This is a genomic window from Streptomyces pyxinicus (genome assembly GCF_024753135.1).
Lineage (GTDB): Bacteria > Actinomycetota > Actinomycetes > Streptomycetales > Streptomycetaceae > Streptomyces > Streptomyces pyxinicus.
Genome location: NZ_JANUGP010000025.1, coordinates 83,241 through 97,840, shown reverse-complemented (window position 1 = coordinate 97,840; position 14,600 = coordinate 83,241). Strand labels below are relative to the sequence as shown.

Annotated in this window: 16 protein-coding genes; 5 read left to right on the top strand and 11 right to left on the bottom strand. The window is 74.9% G+C overall.

The window, feature by feature from the left end:
- The 3 genes from NX794_RS27180 to hypA are packed head-to-tail and all read left to right on the top strand — an operon-like array spanning window position 1 to window position 781.
- Entirely contained in the window at window positions 1-207 is a 207-nt protein-coding gene (locus NX794_RS27180) for a hypothetical protein (RefSeq protein ID WP_258781700.1), read from the top strand.
- Window positions 208-218: 11 nt separating this feature from the next.
- Window positions 219-416, top strand: coding sequence for a hypothetical protein (locus tag NX794_RS27175; RefSeq protein WP_258781698.1), 198 nt, complete (start codon window positions 219-221; stop codon window positions 414-416).
- An 8-nt stretch (window positions 417-424) separates the two neighbouring features.
- Window positions 425-781 carry a hydrogenase maturation nickel metallochaperone HypA gene (gene hypA / locus NX794_RS27170; RefSeq protein WP_258781697.1) on the top strand — a complete coding sequence of 119 codons (357 nt, stop codon included), beginning with the start codon at window positions 425-427 and terminating at the stop codon, window positions 779-781.
- A 25-nt stretch (window positions 782-806) separates the two neighbouring features.
- On the opposite strand, the gene hypE is transcribed toward hypA, so the two are convergent.
- The 8 genes from hypE to NX794_RS27130 all read right to left on the bottom strand — a co-directional run bounded on the left by hypE (window position 807) and on the right by NX794_RS27130 (window position 8,497).
- Window positions 807-1,889, bottom strand: coding sequence for a hydrogenase expression/formation protein HypE (gene hypE, locus NX794_RS27165; RefSeq protein WP_309506030.1), 1,083 nt, complete (start codon window positions 1,887-1,889; stop codon window positions 807-809).
- Window positions 1,882-3,024, bottom strand: a complete 1,143-nt coding sequence (gene hypD, locus NX794_RS27160) for a hydrogenase formation protein HypD (protein ID WP_258781695.1) — start codon at window positions 3,022-3,024, stop codon at window positions 1,882-1,884. Before hypD ends, hypE begins: the two co-directional genes overlap by 8 nt.
- Entirely contained in the window at window positions 3,021-3,311 is a 291-nt protein-coding gene (locus NX794_RS27155) for a HypC/HybG/HupF family hydrogenase formation chaperone (protein WP_258781693.1), read from the bottom strand. The genes hypD and NX794_RS27155 overlap by 4 nt, the downstream gene beginning before the upstream one ends.
- Before the next feature lie 3 nt (window positions 3,312-3,314).
- The gene (gene hypF, locus NX794_RS27150; RefSeq protein ID WP_258781692.1) at window positions 3,315-5,663 is read right to left on the bottom strand and encodes a carbamoyltransferase HypF; all 2,349 of its coding nucleotides are present in this window, start codon (window positions 5,661-5,663) and stop codon (window positions 3,315-3,317) included.
- A complete protein-coding gene (hypB, locus tag NX794_RS27145) occupies window positions 5,660-6,418 on the bottom strand; it encodes a hydrogenase nickel incorporation protein HypB (protein ID WP_258781690.1) in 759 nt (252 codons plus the stop codon). The genes hypF and hypB overlap by 4 nt, the downstream gene beginning before the upstream one ends.
- A gap of 61 nt (window positions 6,419-6,479) precedes the next feature.
- On the bottom strand, window positions 6,480-7,106 hold the full coding sequence (locus NX794_RS27140) for a hydrogenase maturation protease (protein WP_258781688.1): 627 nt from the start codon (window positions 7,104-7,106) through the stop codon (window positions 6,480-6,482).
- 305 nt (window positions 7,107-7,411) lie between these two features.
- Complete coding sequence (locus NX794_RS27135) at window positions 7,412-8,149, bottom strand: MgtC/SapB family protein (protein ID WP_258781686.1); 738 nt, start codon at window positions 8,147-8,149, stop codon at window positions 7,412-7,414.
- A 198-nt stretch (window positions 8,150-8,347) separates the two neighbouring features.
- Window positions 8,348-8,497, bottom strand: a complete 150-nt coding sequence (locus NX794_RS27130; protein ID WP_258781685.1) for a hypothetical protein — start codon at window positions 8,495-8,497, stop codon at window positions 8,348-8,350.
- 285 nt (window positions 8,498-8,782) lie between these two features.
- On the opposite strand from NX794_RS27130, the gene NX794_RS27125 reads away from it, so the two are divergent.
- On the top strand, window positions 8,783-9,955 hold the full coding sequence (locus tag NX794_RS27125) for an AI-2E family transporter (RefSeq protein WP_258781684.1): 1,173 nt from the start codon (window positions 8,783-8,785) through the stop codon (window positions 9,953-9,955).
- A gap of 99 nt (window positions 9,956-10,054) precedes the next feature.
- On the top strand, window positions 10,055-11,185 hold the full coding sequence (locus NX794_RS27120; RefSeq protein WP_258781683.1) for an FUSC family protein: 1,131 nt from the start codon (window positions 10,055-10,057) through the stop codon (window positions 11,183-11,185).
- A gap of 8 nt (window positions 11,186-11,193) precedes the next feature.
- On the opposite strand, the gene NX794_RS27115 is transcribed toward NX794_RS27120, so the two are convergent.
- The 3 genes from NX794_RS27115 to NX794_RS27105 all read right to left on the bottom strand — a co-directional run bounded on the left by NX794_RS27115 (window position 11,194) and on the right by NX794_RS27105 (window position 14,517).
- Window positions 11,194-11,694 (bottom strand): molybdenum cofactor biosysynthesis protein, encoded by a 501-nt coding sequence (locus NX794_RS27115; RefSeq protein ID WP_258781682.1) that lies wholly within the window; start codon window positions 11,692-11,694, stop codon window positions 11,194-11,196.
- 683 nt (window positions 11,695-12,377) lie between these two features.
- Entirely contained in the window at window positions 12,378-13,553 is a 1,176-nt protein-coding gene (locus tag NX794_RS27110; protein WP_258781681.1) for a PP2C family protein-serine/threonine phosphatase, read from the bottom strand.
- Between the two features lie 7 nt (window positions 13,554-13,560).
- Window positions 13,561-14,517 (bottom strand): lysozyme, encoded by a 957-nt coding sequence (locus tag NX794_RS27105; RefSeq protein ID WP_258781679.1) that lies wholly within the window; start codon window positions 14,515-14,517, stop codon window positions 13,561-13,563.
- Window positions 14,518-14,600: the final 83 nt, after the last annotated feature.

Genomic DNA, 14,600 nt, shown 5'->3' with positions numbered 1-14,600 from the left:
ATGGGCACCATCCGAGTGGGCCGCCCCCAGGCGAAGCCCGACGCACTCACCCACATACGCGGTCTGCACCAGGGCAACAAGGGCCCGCACGACCATCAGACCGGATTCCACCGGGACGGCACCTCCGACGCGCGCCGCTCCACCGGGATCCAATGGAAGCGGCACGACGCCCTGCTGGACGTCATGCCGAACATCTCACCGGGATGAGAGGGCGCGAAGTGAACCGGAACAAGCGCCGGCGCGGAGCCGGGACGACGAGGTCGGTGGTGTCCGGGCGGCAGGTGCTGATCGCCCAGGCCGCCCTGGCCGGCGGTCTGGCCCTGGCCCTGGTCATGAAGGAACTGCCCGGGGTGGTACGGGAGTTGCGGATCTACCGGATGACCGGTGGGCCCCGTGCCAACCGCCGCTACCCCTGAGCCGCGCCGTGCACGAGCTGTCGATCGCGACCGCGATCGTGGAACAGGCCGAGGAGATCGCCCGCACGGACGGCGCGGACGGCGTGTCGTCGGTGACCGTCCGGGTGGGCGAGCTGGCCGGTGTCGTCCCGGACGCCCTGCACTTCGCGTTCGAGGTGGCGCGGGAGGGTACGGCGCTGTCCGGGGCGAGCCTGGTGGTGGAGCAGGTCCCCGCGCTGGCCTGGTGCGGCGGGTGTGCCGAGGAGTTCGCGGTCGGCATGCCGCCGTTCTTCTGGTGCCCGGCGTGCGACCGTCCCTCGCGGGAGCTGCGCAGCGGACGGGAGTTGGAGATCACCGGCGTGGAGCCCGTCCCGGCCCCGACCTGACGGCGGGGCCGGGGGGCGGGGAGGTTCAGCAGATGCGGGGCAGTTGCTCGCCGAGCGGCAGGTCGAGGACGCGGCTGCCGCCGAGCCCGGTGGCGACGACGACCATGCCCGGATGCTCGGCCACGCACTCCCCGATGAGCGCGGCGCCCGCCCCCTGCGGATGGGCGCGCATGGCCGCGAGGACGGCCTCGGCGTGCTCCGGGGGCACGAAGGCGACCAGCCGGCCCTCGTTGGCCACGTACAGCGGGTCCAGGCCGAGGAAGCCGCAGGCGTTCGCGACGTCCTCGGGGACCGGGATGGCGCGCTCGCGCAGCCGGACGCCGGTGCCGGAGGCGCGGGCGATCTCGTTGAGCGAGGCGCCGAGGCCGCCCCGGGTGGGGTCGCGCAGCACATGGATGTCCCGGGTGACCGCGAGCATGGCCGCGACGAGACCGGCGAGGGGCGCGGTGTCGGAGGCGATCTCGGTCCCGAACTCCAGGCCCTCGCGCACGCTCATGATCGCCACGCCGTGCAGGCCGATCGGCCCGCTGACCAGGACGGCGTCGCCGGGCCGGGCGCGCTGCGGGCGGATGTCGACGCCCTCGGGCACCAGGCCGACGCCGGCGGTGGTGACGTAGACGCCGTCGCCGTGCCCGGACTCCACGACCTTGGTGTCCCCGGTGGCGACGGTGACCTCCGCCTCCCTTGCCGCCGCGCCGACGGCCCGGGCGACCCGCTCCACGGTGTCCAGCGGCACGCCCTCCTCCAGGATGAACGCGGTGGAGAGGTAGGCGGGGCTGGCGCCGCTCATGGCGAGGTCGTTGACGGTGCCGTTGACGGCGAGGTCGCCGAGGCTGCCGCCGGGGAAGAACAGCGGCCGTACGACGTAGGAGTCGGTGGAGAAGGCCAGCCGCGCCCCGCCCAGTTCCAGGACGGCGGAGTCGGCGAGCGCGGCGAGGGTGGGGTTGCCGTAGGCGGGGGTGAAGACCTGCTCGATCAGTTCGGCGGACAGGGCGCCGCCGCCCCCGTGGCCCATGACGACCACGGGCTGGTCGCGCAGGGGGGCGGGGCAGGTCCGGTTCGCGGGGTCGACGGCGGTCTCTCGGACGTCGGTGGCGAGGTCAGCCAACGGGGTTCATCTCCTCCTGCGGGATGCGGGATCCCTGCGGGGCCGGGTTGTTCATCCGGCGGTACAGGTAGTAGGCGGCGCAGGCGCCCTCGCTGGAGACCATGGTGGCGCCGAGCGGGGTGCGCGGGGTGCAGGCGGTGCCGAACGCCTCGCACTCGGTCGGCTTGATCAGGCCCTGGAGGACCTCGCCGGCCCGGCACGCGGCGGGTTCCTCGGTGCGGATGCCGGTGACGTCGAAGCGGTGCCCGGCGTCGTGCGCGCGGTAGGCCTCGGTGAGCCGCCAGCCGCTGCCCGGGATGGGGCCGATGCCGCGCCAGTTGCGGTCGGTGACCTCGAAGACCTCCTCGATCATCCGGAGGGCCGCCGGATTGCCCTCGTCGCGTACGGCGCGCGCGTAGGCGTTCTCCAGCCGGTGCTCGCCGCGTTCCAGCTGGCGGACGGCGCGGCGGATGCCTTCGAGGATGTCCAGCGGTTCGAAGCCGGTCACGACGATCGGCACCCGGTGCCGCTCGGCCAGTTCCGGGTATTCGGCGGTGCCCATCACGCTGCACACGTGACCGGCGGCGAGGAAGCCCTGCACCCGGCACTCGGGGGCGGTCATGATGGCCTCGACGGCCGGGGGGACCCGGACGTGGGAGACCAGCAGGCTGAAGTTGTCCAGGCCGAGCCGGCGGGCCTGGTGGACGGCCATGGCGTTGGCGGGGGCGGTGGTCTCGAAGCCGATGGCGAAGAACACCACCTGCCGGTCCGGATGCCTGCGGGCGAGGTCCAGGGCGTCCATCGGCGAGTACACGACGCGGACGTCACCGCCCTCGCCCTTGACCCGGAACAGGTCCCGGCCGGTGCCGGGCACCCGCAGCATGTCACCGAAGGAGCAGAAGATCACACCGGGCCGGGCGGCGATCTCCAGGGCCTGGTCGATGACGTCGAGCGGAGTGACGCACACCGGGCAGCCGGGCCCGTGGATCAACTCCACCTCTTCGGGCAGGAGTTGGTCGATGCCGTGCCGGATGATGGAGTGGGTCTGGCCGCCGCACACCTCCATCAGGGCCCAGGGCCGGGTGACCGTGGCGCGGATCTCGTCCAGCAGCCGGCGGGCGAGGGCCGGGTCGTTGAACTCGTCGAGGTACTTCACGGTGCCTCACTCCCGCTCTCCTGCCGGGCCGCCTGCTGCCAGGCGTCCCCGAACTCCTCTTCCAGCAGGCCAAGTTGCTCGAACAGTTCCAGGGAGGCACGGGCCGACTCCTCGTCCAGGCGCTGGAGGGCGAAGCCGACGTGCACGATCACGTACTCCCCCACCTTGACGTCGGGCAGGTACTCAAGACACGCCTGTTTGCTCACCCCGCCGAAGTCGATCAGCCCGGTCAGGGGGTCGGCGCTGTGGTCGATGGACACGACCTTGCCGGGCACTGCCAGACACATGGGTCACTCCGTCTCTCGGTGGGTTGCTGATCCCGCGACCATCAGCTGGCCGAGCGCCAGGCCGCCGTCGTTGGGCGGCACCTCCCGGTGCCGCAGCACCGTGAAGCCGTCGCCGGCGAGCAGGGCGGTGGCCTCCTCCTCCAGCAGGGCGTTGGCGAAGACGCCCCCGGTGAGGGCGACGGTGGTGAGACCGGTGGCCGTCCGGGCCCGCCGGCAGATCCCGGCGACGGCGCGGGCGAGCCCCCGGTGGAAGCGGGCGGCGAGCACCGGGGCCGGGGTGCCCCGGCGCAGGTCGGCCAGCAGGGCGGCCAACGGCGGCGTGAACTCCCACGGCACCCCGTGCCCCTCGCTGATCCCGAAGGGGTGCGCCCCGCTGTCCGCGTGCCACCCCTCGGCCGCCGCCGCCTCCAGTTCCAGCGCCGCCTGCGCCTCGTACGCCGCGCGGTGGCAGAGGCCGAGCAGCGAGGCCACCGCGTCGAAGAGGCGTCCGGCGCTGGAGGTCGGGGCGCAGGCCACCTGACGCTCCAACTGCCGTCGCAGTACGGCGCGTTCGACGTCCGAGCAGGCGGCGGTGCTGGGCAGGTCCGGGTCCCACGGCAGGCCCGCCGCCCAGAGCCGGGCCAGTGCCAGCCGGCAGGGGTTGGCCACGCCCGCGTCGCCGCCGGGCAGCGGGGCGGGGCTCAGCCGGGCGAAGCGCCGGTGGCCGGTGTAGTCGGCGAGGAGGATCTCGCCGCCCCACACCGTGCCGTCGTCGCCGTACCCGGTGCCGTCGAAGGCGACACCGATCACCGGGGTGCGGCCGTCGAGGCCGTGTTCGGCCATCGCGGCGGCGATGTGGGCGTGGTGGTGCTGGACCAGCCGCAGCGGGAGGTCTTCGGCGCGCCGGCGGGCGAGGGCGGTCGAGTGGTAGCCGGGGTGCCGGTCGGCGGCGACCAACGCGGGGGTGACGCCGCTCAGGCGGGTGAGGTGCGTCTCGGCGCGCCGCGCGGCCTCCAGGGTGGCAAGCTCGCCCATGTCCCCGATGTGCGGCCCGAACCAGGCCAGGTCGCCCTCGCCCAGACAGGGCACGTTCTTGAGGTCCCCGCCGACCGCGAGCGTGGGCCGGACCGGCACCGGCAGCCGCAGCGGACGCGGGACGTACCCGCGCGAGCGGCGCAGCACCTGTGCGGTGCCGTCGGGACGGACCCGGAGCAGGGAGTCGTCGCAGGGGGAGGCGATGGGCCGGTCGTGGCTCAGCCAGGCGTCGGCGAGGCCGGCCAGCCGGGTGAGCGCGTCGGCGTCGTCGGTGACGATGGGCTCACCGGAGCGGTTGCCGCTGGTCATGACCAGGACCTGGGGTCCTGGCGGGTCGCCGAGCAGTCCGAAAAGCAGGGTGTGCACGGGGGTGTAGGGCAGCATGACGCCGACGTGCGGGCTGCCCGGGCAGACCTGGTCGGCGAGGGCGATACCGGGGGCCGGCCGGCGGCGCAGCAGGACGATCGGGCGGCGGGCGGCGGTGAGGGCGTCGCGTTCGGCGTCGGTGGGGTCCGCGAGCCGTTCGGCCGTGGCGAGGTCGGCGCACATCACCGCGAAGGCCTTGCCGCCGCGTTCCTTGCGGGCGCGCAGCGCGGCGACGGCCCGGGGGTCGGTGGCGTCGCAGGCCAGGTGGTAGCCGCCGACGCCCTTGACCGCGACGATCCGCCCGGCCGCGAGCAGGGCGCGGGCGGTCGCGAGCGCTTCGGCGTCCCGGGCCGGGCGGACACCGAGGCCGGCGGCCGGGACCAGGGTGAGGCGGGGGCCGCAGTCGGGGCAGGCGACGGGCTGGGCGTGGAAGCGCCGGTCGGCCGGATCGCCGTACTCCCGGGCGCAGGCGGGGCACATCGGGAAGCCGGCCATGGTCGTGGCCGCGCGGTCGTACGGCATGCCGGTGGCGATGGTGAAGCGGGGGCCGCAGTGGGTGCAGGTGACGAAGGGGTGCCGGTACCGGCGGTCGGCCGGGTCGGACAGCTCGCGCAGGCAGTCGGCGCAGGTCGCGGTGTCGGGCGGCAGCTGGGTGCGGCCGGTGGCGCGCTCGCTGGGCCGGATGGTGAAGGGGCCGGTGTCGCCGGTGGCGGGCAGGTCCTCGCCGACGATGCCGGTGACGGCGGCGAGCGGCGGCGTCTCGCGGGCGAGCCGGTCGCAGAAACCGGCCACCTCCGCCGCCGGCCCCTCCACCTCGATGACGACGCCGTCCCCGGTGTTGCCGACGAACCCGGCCAGCAGCCGCCCGGCGGCCAGCCGGTGCACGTGCGGGCGGAAGCCGACACCCTGCACGGTGCCGCGCACGGTGAGCCGGCGCCGCACGGGGCCGGGGGCGGGGGCGGGGGTGGTCATACGACGGGCGCGGACTCGTGCTCGTGCTCGTGATGACGGTCCTCGTGCTCGTGGTGATGGTGGCCGTGCGGGTGCGGGGCGAGGGGCGGCCGGTGCGCCGGGGCGCCGTCGCGGGCGGCGAGGGCGCGCTCCAGGAGGGTGTCGACGCCGTCGCCGGTGCGGGCGCAGGACCGTACGACCTCCACGCCCGGGTTGACCCGCCGCACGTTGGCCAGGAAGGCGTCCTCGTCGAAGCCGGCGGGCTCGGCGAGGTCGGTCTTGGTGATGACGACGAGGTGGGCGGAGCCGAAGGCGGTGGGGTACTTCAGCGGTTTGTCCTCGCCCTCGGTGACGGCCATCAGCACGATCCGCAGGGTCTCGCCGAGGTCGTAGGAGGCCGGGCAGACCAGGTTGCCGACGTTCTCCACGAAGAGCACCGAGGTCTCCGCCGGCAGCCAGCCCTCCAGGCGGGCACGGACCTGGCGGGCCTCCAGGTGGCAGAGCCCGTCGGTGAGCACCTGCTGGACGGGGGCGCCGGAGCGGGCCAGCCGCACGGCGTCGTTCTCGGTGGCGAGGTCGGCGGTCAGCGCGGCGACCGGCACCTCGCGCTCCACCGCGCGGGCCAGGACCCGGCCGAGGAGTTCGGTCTTGCCGCTGCCCGGGCTGGACAGCAGGTTGACCACGGTGACGCCCTGCCGGGCGAGGTCGTCGCGCAGGGTGGCGGCGAGGTCGTCGTTCTTCGCCAGGACGGCCTGTCGGACATCGGACCGGCACATGGGGGCTGCTCCTCGGATGGTTCGGTGGAGCCCGGTTCGGGTCCGGTGCGGCTCCGGGGACTCACCGATCTTCGGCCGCGCCGGGCGCGCCGGCGTGCAGCGCAGCCGGGTGCGCGGGGCCGGATTCCCTCGGGCGGCCCAACGCGGGCACGGGCCCGGCGGGGTCGGCGAGCAGCGCGGGCACGAGCCGGTGCAGGGCGTCGACGGCCCGGCCGACGGCGTCCCGAACGGGTGTGCTCAGGTCGGGCAGGACGTCCGCGTCGCCGCTCGGCAGCAGCTCGGGTTCGCAGGCGAGGACCAGGACCCGGGGCAGTGGCTCGTCGCCCAGGTGGGTGGCCAGCGCCAGCACCTTCGCCGGGTCCATGCCGTGGGCCTCGGGTGCGACGGTGCCCTGCGGGGGTTCGGCCTCGATGAGGGTGAGGGTGCCGGGGGCGTGGCCGCGTTCGGCCGCGTCGACCAGCACGGCGGTGGCACAGCCGGCCAGCAGGTCGTAGGCGAGGTCCATGCCCCGGATGCCGTAGTCGCGCACGCGGACGCCGGGCGGCAGCGGGCGCTCGGCGAGGGCGCGGATCACCTCGGGCCCGAACGCGTCGTCGCCGAGGAAGATGTTGCCGACACCGGCCACCAGCAGGCGGTCGCTGGCGGGTGCGGCGCCGGGGCGGGGAAGTCGGTCGGGCTGGATGTCCACGAGACGGCATGCTGACGGGTGTCCGGGGCACCGTGCGCAGGCGCGGCCGGATGTCCTCCGCCCGGGTCAGGCCGCCTGCGCCATCCGGACCGTCCCGCGCCCGCCGTGGAGCGGGGCCGCGGCTCGCGCGCGGGTCGCCTGAGCGGCTACGCCGTGCTCACGTCCGTGTCCGCGCGCGGCGGCGCCCCGGTTCACGCGCCTGGCCTGCGGCGGCCTCGGCGGTGACCGTGTCGGACCGGCTCCCGTACGCCCGGACGTGGACGCGGCGGAACGCCGAGGACCGAGCGCCCCGGGGCGGCGGCCGGCTACTCGTCGTCCGTCGCCGCCGTCATCTCCACGTCCAGCACCCCTTCCGCCTGGAACAGTTCGGACGTCAGCCGCGTGGGATCGTCGGTGCCCTCCAGTTCGAGCACCACGCGGGCCGCGTCGTCGGTGCGGCCGGGCAGCCGTTCGACCTTGAGCTGCACGATCCGGAAGCCGCGCCCGGTGCAGGTCTCCAGCAGCCGGGGCAGCAGCGCGGTGCCCGTCCGGTACGTCAGCCGGGCCTCGAAGGTGGCGGCGGCCGTCCCGGGGATCAGGCGGGAGGCGAAGCGGGGGTAGCCCCGCACCACCAGGAAGTGCAGCGCGGTGGCCGCTGCCGCGAGGACCGGCAGCCCTCCTCCGCAGGCCATGCCGACGGCGGCGGTCAGCCAGATGGTGGCGGCCGTCGTCAGGCCCCGTACCGCGTCCCGGCGTACGAAGATCAGACCGCCGCCGATGAACCCGATGCCGGAGACGATCTGCGCGGCGACCCGGGAGGGGTCGAAGGAGACGTTCTCCAGGCCGAGGACGGCGGTGAAGCCGTGCTGGGACACCTCCATCATCAGCGCGCTCGCGATGCCGACCAGGGTGTGCGTGCGCAGGCCGGCGCTCTTCTGCTGGGCCGCCCGCTCCCAGCCGATCAGGCTGGACAGCAGCAACGCGAAGCCCAGTTCGGCCAGCTGCCGCAGTCCCTGCCCGTTGCCGACGTCCCACAACGGCGCCGCGAGCCCCGCTCCCGTCATGCACACCTCACTCCTGGTTCCGTGTCGCTCCGCCGCGACGCCTACCCCGCGGGCGGGGGCGTGACGCCACCGGTCTCGTGCCTCCACGACGAAATCACGGGCGCGGTCCAGGCGCTCGCCCAGGTGCCGGGCCGGCGCGCTGCGACAGGTCCTCCTCCTTGGGCGGACCTCTGCGGAGGAGACGGCGACGGCGGCGGGTCAGTGACGGCCCGCCCCGAGGCGACGGCGTCTGCGGGGGCGCGCGTGCCGGGCGCCCGGGGGCCGGACGACCCAGCGGTTCTCGACCTGGTCGAGTCCGTACAGCAGGGCGCTGAGCACGGGGAGCAGCAGCACCGCGACAATGATCACTGGAGGTTCCCCCTCCGGGCCGGCAACGTCTCCCGGGTGCCCGGACCGGCGCCCGGCACCCTCGGCGCACCGTGAAGGTCCTGTGACCGGACAGGGGTCCCTTCCCCGTTCCTCGGCTTCCGGGGCCCACCACCCTGCCATGTGGATCATGAAGGGCGGCCGGTCCGGCGGGGGCCGTCGGGCCCTCGGGCGCGTTGCGCGGGTGCGCCCCCGGCTTGCGCTTACCTTCTTCTCTGGATCTGACCGGCCGTCAGCAGTCGGGGCGGGAAGCAGGCGGGAGCAGCGGTGGGCGACGCGCGGCGGCGGGCGGTCCGGGCGGCGGGTGGACGCCGGGCGGGCGGCCCGGTGCTGGGCAGCCGGCCCGCGTACTCCGTGCGGCTCCCGGCCACCGCCCGGCGGGGACCGCAGGCGCCGCCGGACGACCGGACGGTGCCCTGGCTGCGGGTCGCCGCGGGCTACGCCTGGCGGCTCATCCTCGTCGGCATCGTCGTCTACGGCGTCTTCAGCATCCTCGGCAGCTTCCAGCTCATCGCCGTCGCCCTGTTCCTCGCGCTGGTCGTCACGTCCGTGCTGCGGCCGCTCGCCGACCTGCTCGACCGGGCCCTGCCCAGACCGCTGAGCGTGGCCGTCGCCCTGGTGGGCAGCCTGCTGCTGCTGTTGGCGCTGCTCGCCCTGGTCGGCAACGCGGTGGCGGGCGAGTCGGGCCGGCTGGCGGGCGAGTTCCGCGGTGGTGTGCACCGTATCGAGGAGTGGCTGCGGCGACCGCCGTTCCGCCTCGCACCCGGCACGCTCTCCGGTCTCCAGCAGCAGCTCGCGCACTACCTCTCCGCGCACCGTTCGGATCTGCTCGACAGCGCGGTCAGCGGTCTGGGCCGGCTGGTGGAGGTGGTCACGGGCGGTGCGCTGGCGCTGTTCGCGTCGGTGTTCTTCATCCACTCCGGGGAGCGGCTGTGGGGCTGGGCCCGCGACCGGCTGCTGCCGAGCGGCGCCCGGCCGGCCTGGGACCGGGCGGGACGGGCGGCCTGGCGGACCTTCGCCGGATACACCCGGGGCATCATCATCGTCGCCGCCACCAACGCCGTGCTCGTGGGCGTCGCCCTGTTCGTGCTGCGGGTGCCGCTCGCGCTGCCGCTGACCCTGCTGGAGTTCTTCGCCGCGTTCGTCCCCCTGGTGGGCTCGCCGGTCGCGCTGGGCATCGCGACGATCGTCGCGCTCGCGGGACGCGGGCCCCTCACGGCTGTCGCGGTGCTCGTGCTCATCGTCGTGATCGGCCAGCTGGAGGGGCACGTCCTGCATCCGCTCGTGCTCAGCTGGGCGGTGCGGCTGCATCCGCTCGTGGTGGCGGTGTCCGTCATCGCGGGCAGCATCGTCGCCGGCGTGATCGGTGCCGTGGTGGCCGTCCCGCTGGTCTCGGTGGTGTGGGCGGTCCTGGGCGCGCTACGTGCCGTACCGCCGTGACGGGCGCAGTCCGCGCAGGTCACCGGGCGGTCTCCCGGTGGGCCGGTGGCATGGGTGGGCGGTCTCGGTGGCACTCGGGGCGCTGTGCGTGGGATACGAGTGGCAGGACAGGGGCTGTGGCGGGATCTGTCCGCCGCGGCGAACGGGGTGCGCCGGGCGTGGGCAGGGCCGTGCCGGGAGCGCGATCTGGTCGTGCAGGCGGCGAAGGGGGCGCTGGCCGCGTGGGTGGCCTGGGCCGTGGCCGGCTGGTGGCTGCACGCGCCGGTCGCGTTCGTCGCGCCGTGGGTGGCGCTGGTGCTGGTGGAGTCGACCGTGTACCGGTCGATCGCGCACGGGCTCCAGCAGCTCGGGGCGATCGCGGCCGGTACGGTCCTGGCGACCGCGGTCGGGCTGCTGCTGCACAGCGCCGTCGGCGCGATGGTGCTGGTACTGCCCCTCGTGATGCTGCTCGGCCAGTGGAGCCGGCTCGGCAGCCAGGGCGTCTACGCCGCCACGGGCGCCCTCTTCGTGCTGACCGGCGGCCCGGTGACCGTCGCCACCTCGGCGGCCCGGCTCGGCGAGGCGCTGTTCGGGGCGGTGGTCGGCATCACGATCAACGCGCTCGTCCGGCCGCCGGTGTATCTGCGCGACAGCCGTGCCGTACTGCGGGACGCGACCGAGGAGGCTTACGACATCCTGCGGGACGTCGCCGACGGACTGGCCGGGGGACGCTGGGACCCCGAGGAGGCCGGCTCCTGGCACGACCGGGCGCTGCGACTGCACCAGCGGGTCCAGGAGGCCCACTCGGCGGTCGCCTGGGGCCGGGAGAGCCTGCGGGCCAACCCGCGCCTGCGCAGGGGCAAGGTGGCGCCGGCCGGCAAGGAGTACGACGACGCGGTGGTCGTCCTCGACTACGCGGCCGTCCACACCGCGGGCGTCACCCGGACCGTGCGGGCGATCGCCGCCGAGGACGGTACGGCCGGCCTCTCCGATGTCCGGCTCGCCCGGCGGTACGCGGACTTCCTGCGCCAGACGGCCCACGCACTGCGGCTCTACAGCCACAGCCGGTTCGACGACGAGCGCGAGGACGAACTGCGCACGGCCGTGACGGAGCTGCGCGAGAGTCTCGGCGGCCTGCGCCGGGACCTGGTCCGCTCCCGGACGGACGATCCCGACGAGCTGGCCACGTACGGCGCCCTGCTCGCCCAGGCCCACCGGCTGACCGACCAGCTGGCCGTCTCGGGGACCTGAGCGGGGGGCTACGCCGGGTCCCGGACGGTGAACTCGGCCGGGCCCACGGTCAGGACGCCGTCCGTCAGCGGGCGGCAGCGCACTCCCCCGCCGCCGCGCAGCGCGCGCTGGGCGCCGGGGCCGAGCGTGGTGTCCATCCAGGCGCACGGCCGGGCGGCGCTGCGCACCTCCAGCTCGACCGGACCGGCGCCGCAGTCGAGGAGGACGGTCCTCCCGACGCAGGCGTCGATGTCGACACCGCGCAGCAGGACGTTGCGGCGGGTCCGCAGTAGGTCGGGCTCGTCGTCCGGGCCCTGGAGCGGGATGCGTTCGGCGGCGATGAGGGTGATCGAGGCGGCCCGGTGGGCGGGGTGGTTGAAGTACCGGTCGCCGACGATGCCCAGGCCCGCGCGCACCTCCGCCTTCGCCACCAGCTCGGCGGCCGGCAGCTCGGGCGGGCCGGCGCCGGGCCGGCCGGCGAGCCGGTGCACCGGGGAGACCAGGAGCTGGAGGATGTCGACGCGGGCCACGCATCGAGCCTAACCAGCCGGGCGGACCACAGCAGGAAGCGGCCGCCGGCCCGGCGGCCGGCAGCCCGGCGACCCTGACGGCCGGGCTCGGACCGGGCCCGGACGCCCCATCGGCGTCGGCGGCTCGCGCGGCCGGCACGACGGCCATCGCGAGGGCCGTCCCGGGCCGTGCCGGCAGGGCCGGGCGGGTCCGGACGAGGTCGTCCTCGGCCGGCGAGCCGAGCACCCCGACGCCGAGGACGAGCGCCCGGACGCCGAGCGCCTGCGCGCCCACGCGGTCGGTGAGCCGGGGCACGAAGCCGGCCCGGAGACCGGGCCGCACGAGCGGTCCGGTGCCGATGCCGAGCCAGGACGAACCGAGCACCGCCGGCGGTGGCTTGGCCCAGCCGGGCAGCGGGGCGGTGCGGGGCGCGGGCGGCCCGGAGCCGGCGCGGGCCTGCCCGGCAGGGCCTACGACCGCAGTTCGGTCATCGCGAGTGGCGCACACCACAGGCAGACGGCGGTCACGGCGACCGCGGCGACGGGCGCTGCCACTCCGCGGACGCACGGCGATCGCCTCGGGGCAACTCCGGGACGGCCGGCCGGCTGCGCAGGCCCGCCGTACCCGGGTAGGACGAGGTCGTCATCCGCGGATCAGCGATGGCGCCGGCGAACCCGCACAGCGCGGCCCGCGTGCCGTGGGCTCACCTCACCGGTTTCCACTCGAACATGAGGATGGTGGCGTCGTCGCGGAGCCGGCTGTCCTGGGAGTCCAGCAGCGAGTGGATCAGGCGGCGCAGGGTCTCGGGGGCGATCTGGCCGGTGGCGCTGGCCCGGATGACGTAGTCGGCGAACCGCTCCAGGCCGAGCAGCCTGCCGTCGGCCATCCGGGCCTCGGTGACGCCGTCGGTGTACAGCAGCACCCGGTCGCCCGGCTGGAGCCGGGCCTCGTGCACCTGGCGGTCCCGGGCGGACAGCAGGGCGCGCAGGCCCATCGGGGGGTCGGCCTCCCGGGTCAGCGCGTCCACGATCAGCTGCTGGTCGCGGATCAGCAGGGGTGCCGGATGGCCGCAGTTGCTCCAGCGCAACAGGCCGGTGGTGACGTCGAGTTCGGCGAGGATGCCGGTGCAGAACTGGTCGGGGAGCCACCGGGTGAGCGCCTCGTCCACGCTGGTCACGAGGGAGCGCAGGTCCGCGTCGGTGCGGCGGCCGTTGCGGCAGGCGGCGAGGGCGACCGCGCTGGTCAGTCCGGACAGCAGGTTGTGTCCCATGGCGTCCAGGACGACGGTGTGCAGGGTGTCGCCGGTCAGGGAGTGGTCGAAGGCATCGCCGCCGATGTCGTAGGCAGGTTCGACGACGGCGGTGGACAGGGCGTGGGCGTTGCGGATGGTGCGCGGCGGCAGGAAGGCGCGCAGCATCTCGGCGGGCAGGCTCATGGCGGCGGTGCGGGTGCGCCGGACGAAGGAGTCCTTGGAGGCCCGCTTCGAGGTGATCATCATCGCCAGCAGGGCGGCGAAAGCGCGGCCCTGGCGGAGCGACAGGGGGGTCAGCGCGTAGGTGTGCACGGCGAGTACCCCGAGCCGTTCGCCGCCGTCCAGCAGCGGGAACCAGGCGGTGACGCCGTCCCGGTCGGTCTCCTCCACACGCAGGGTCTGGGTGCGGTAGCACCAGCCGGCGAGCGAGTCGTCGATGGGGATGCTGGCGGCGACGTCGGTGAGCGGCACGAGGTGACGCTGTTGCAGGTCGGCCAGGTAGACCACGGCGTGCCGCAGCCCGAGCAGCCGCACGCAGCGGGCCACGGTGGTGGAGAAGTCCAGGTCGCCGTTGGCGGGGTCGGCCAGGAACTCCTCCAGCGGCGCCCCGCCCGGCTCTGCCGTCATCTCGCCGTCATCCGGTCGCGAAGTCCTTCAACTGGGTGGTCGTGCCGTTGAAGCGGTCGTGGTCGCCGACCCTCTTGCCGGTGGAGGTGTACTGCCACATGGTGTACGCCGACCAGCCCGACGGGAGGGTGCCGGGGGTGGAGGCGTAGCGGGCGATCCACAGCGGGTTGGTGGCGCCGAAGGCCCCGCTGTTGCCGGTGCACTGGGTCCACCAGCTGGTCGCCGTGTAGACGACGGCGGCGCGGCCGGTGCGGGCCTTGTAGCGGTTCAGGAAGTCGCGGACCCAGGTGACCATCCCGCTCTTGGACTTGCCGTAGCAGGCGTCGCCGTAGGGGTTCCACTCGATGTCGAGGACGCCGGGGAGGGTCTTGCCGTCCTTGGACCAGCCCCCGCCGTGGTCCACGAAGTAGTCGGCCTGCTTGGCGCCGCCCGTCGTGTCGGGCGTCGCGAAGTGGTAGGAGCCCCGGATCAGGCCGGCGTCGTAGGAGCCGTCGTACTGCTGGGTGAAGTAGGGGTTGGTGTAGTACGTCCCCTCGGTGGCCTTGGTGTAGGCCCACTTGACGCCGTCGCCCCACAGGGCCTTCCAGTCGACGTTGCCCTGGTAGCTGGAGACGTCCACGCCCTCCGTCTGGGTGGCGCGGCTGACGGTGTCCGAGGGTGCGGTGTCGGTGTCCGGGAGGCTGCCGTCGTGGGTCAGGACGCCCATGCCCATGTAGGCGTCGCCGCGTGCGGGCAGGGCGGGGATGGCCGGAACGGCCGGAGTCGTCGGGGTGGACGCGGTGGAGGGGGTGGGCGAGGGAGATGGGGAGGTGGACGGGGAGGTGGACGGCTGGGGCGGGTCGGCGTCGTCGGCCGGGGCCGCCGGGGCGGAGAGGGCGATCAGGAGGCCGGTCAGCGCGGCCGTGACGGCCAGGCGCGAGCGGCTGCTGCGGTGAAGGCGTATGAGGTGTCGCACGGGTTCCATCTGACCCGGGGTCGGGCGGCACCGCATTCCGGGTACCGCCCGACGATGCCGCTGCCGCCCGACTTTCATCCGTCCGGGGGCAC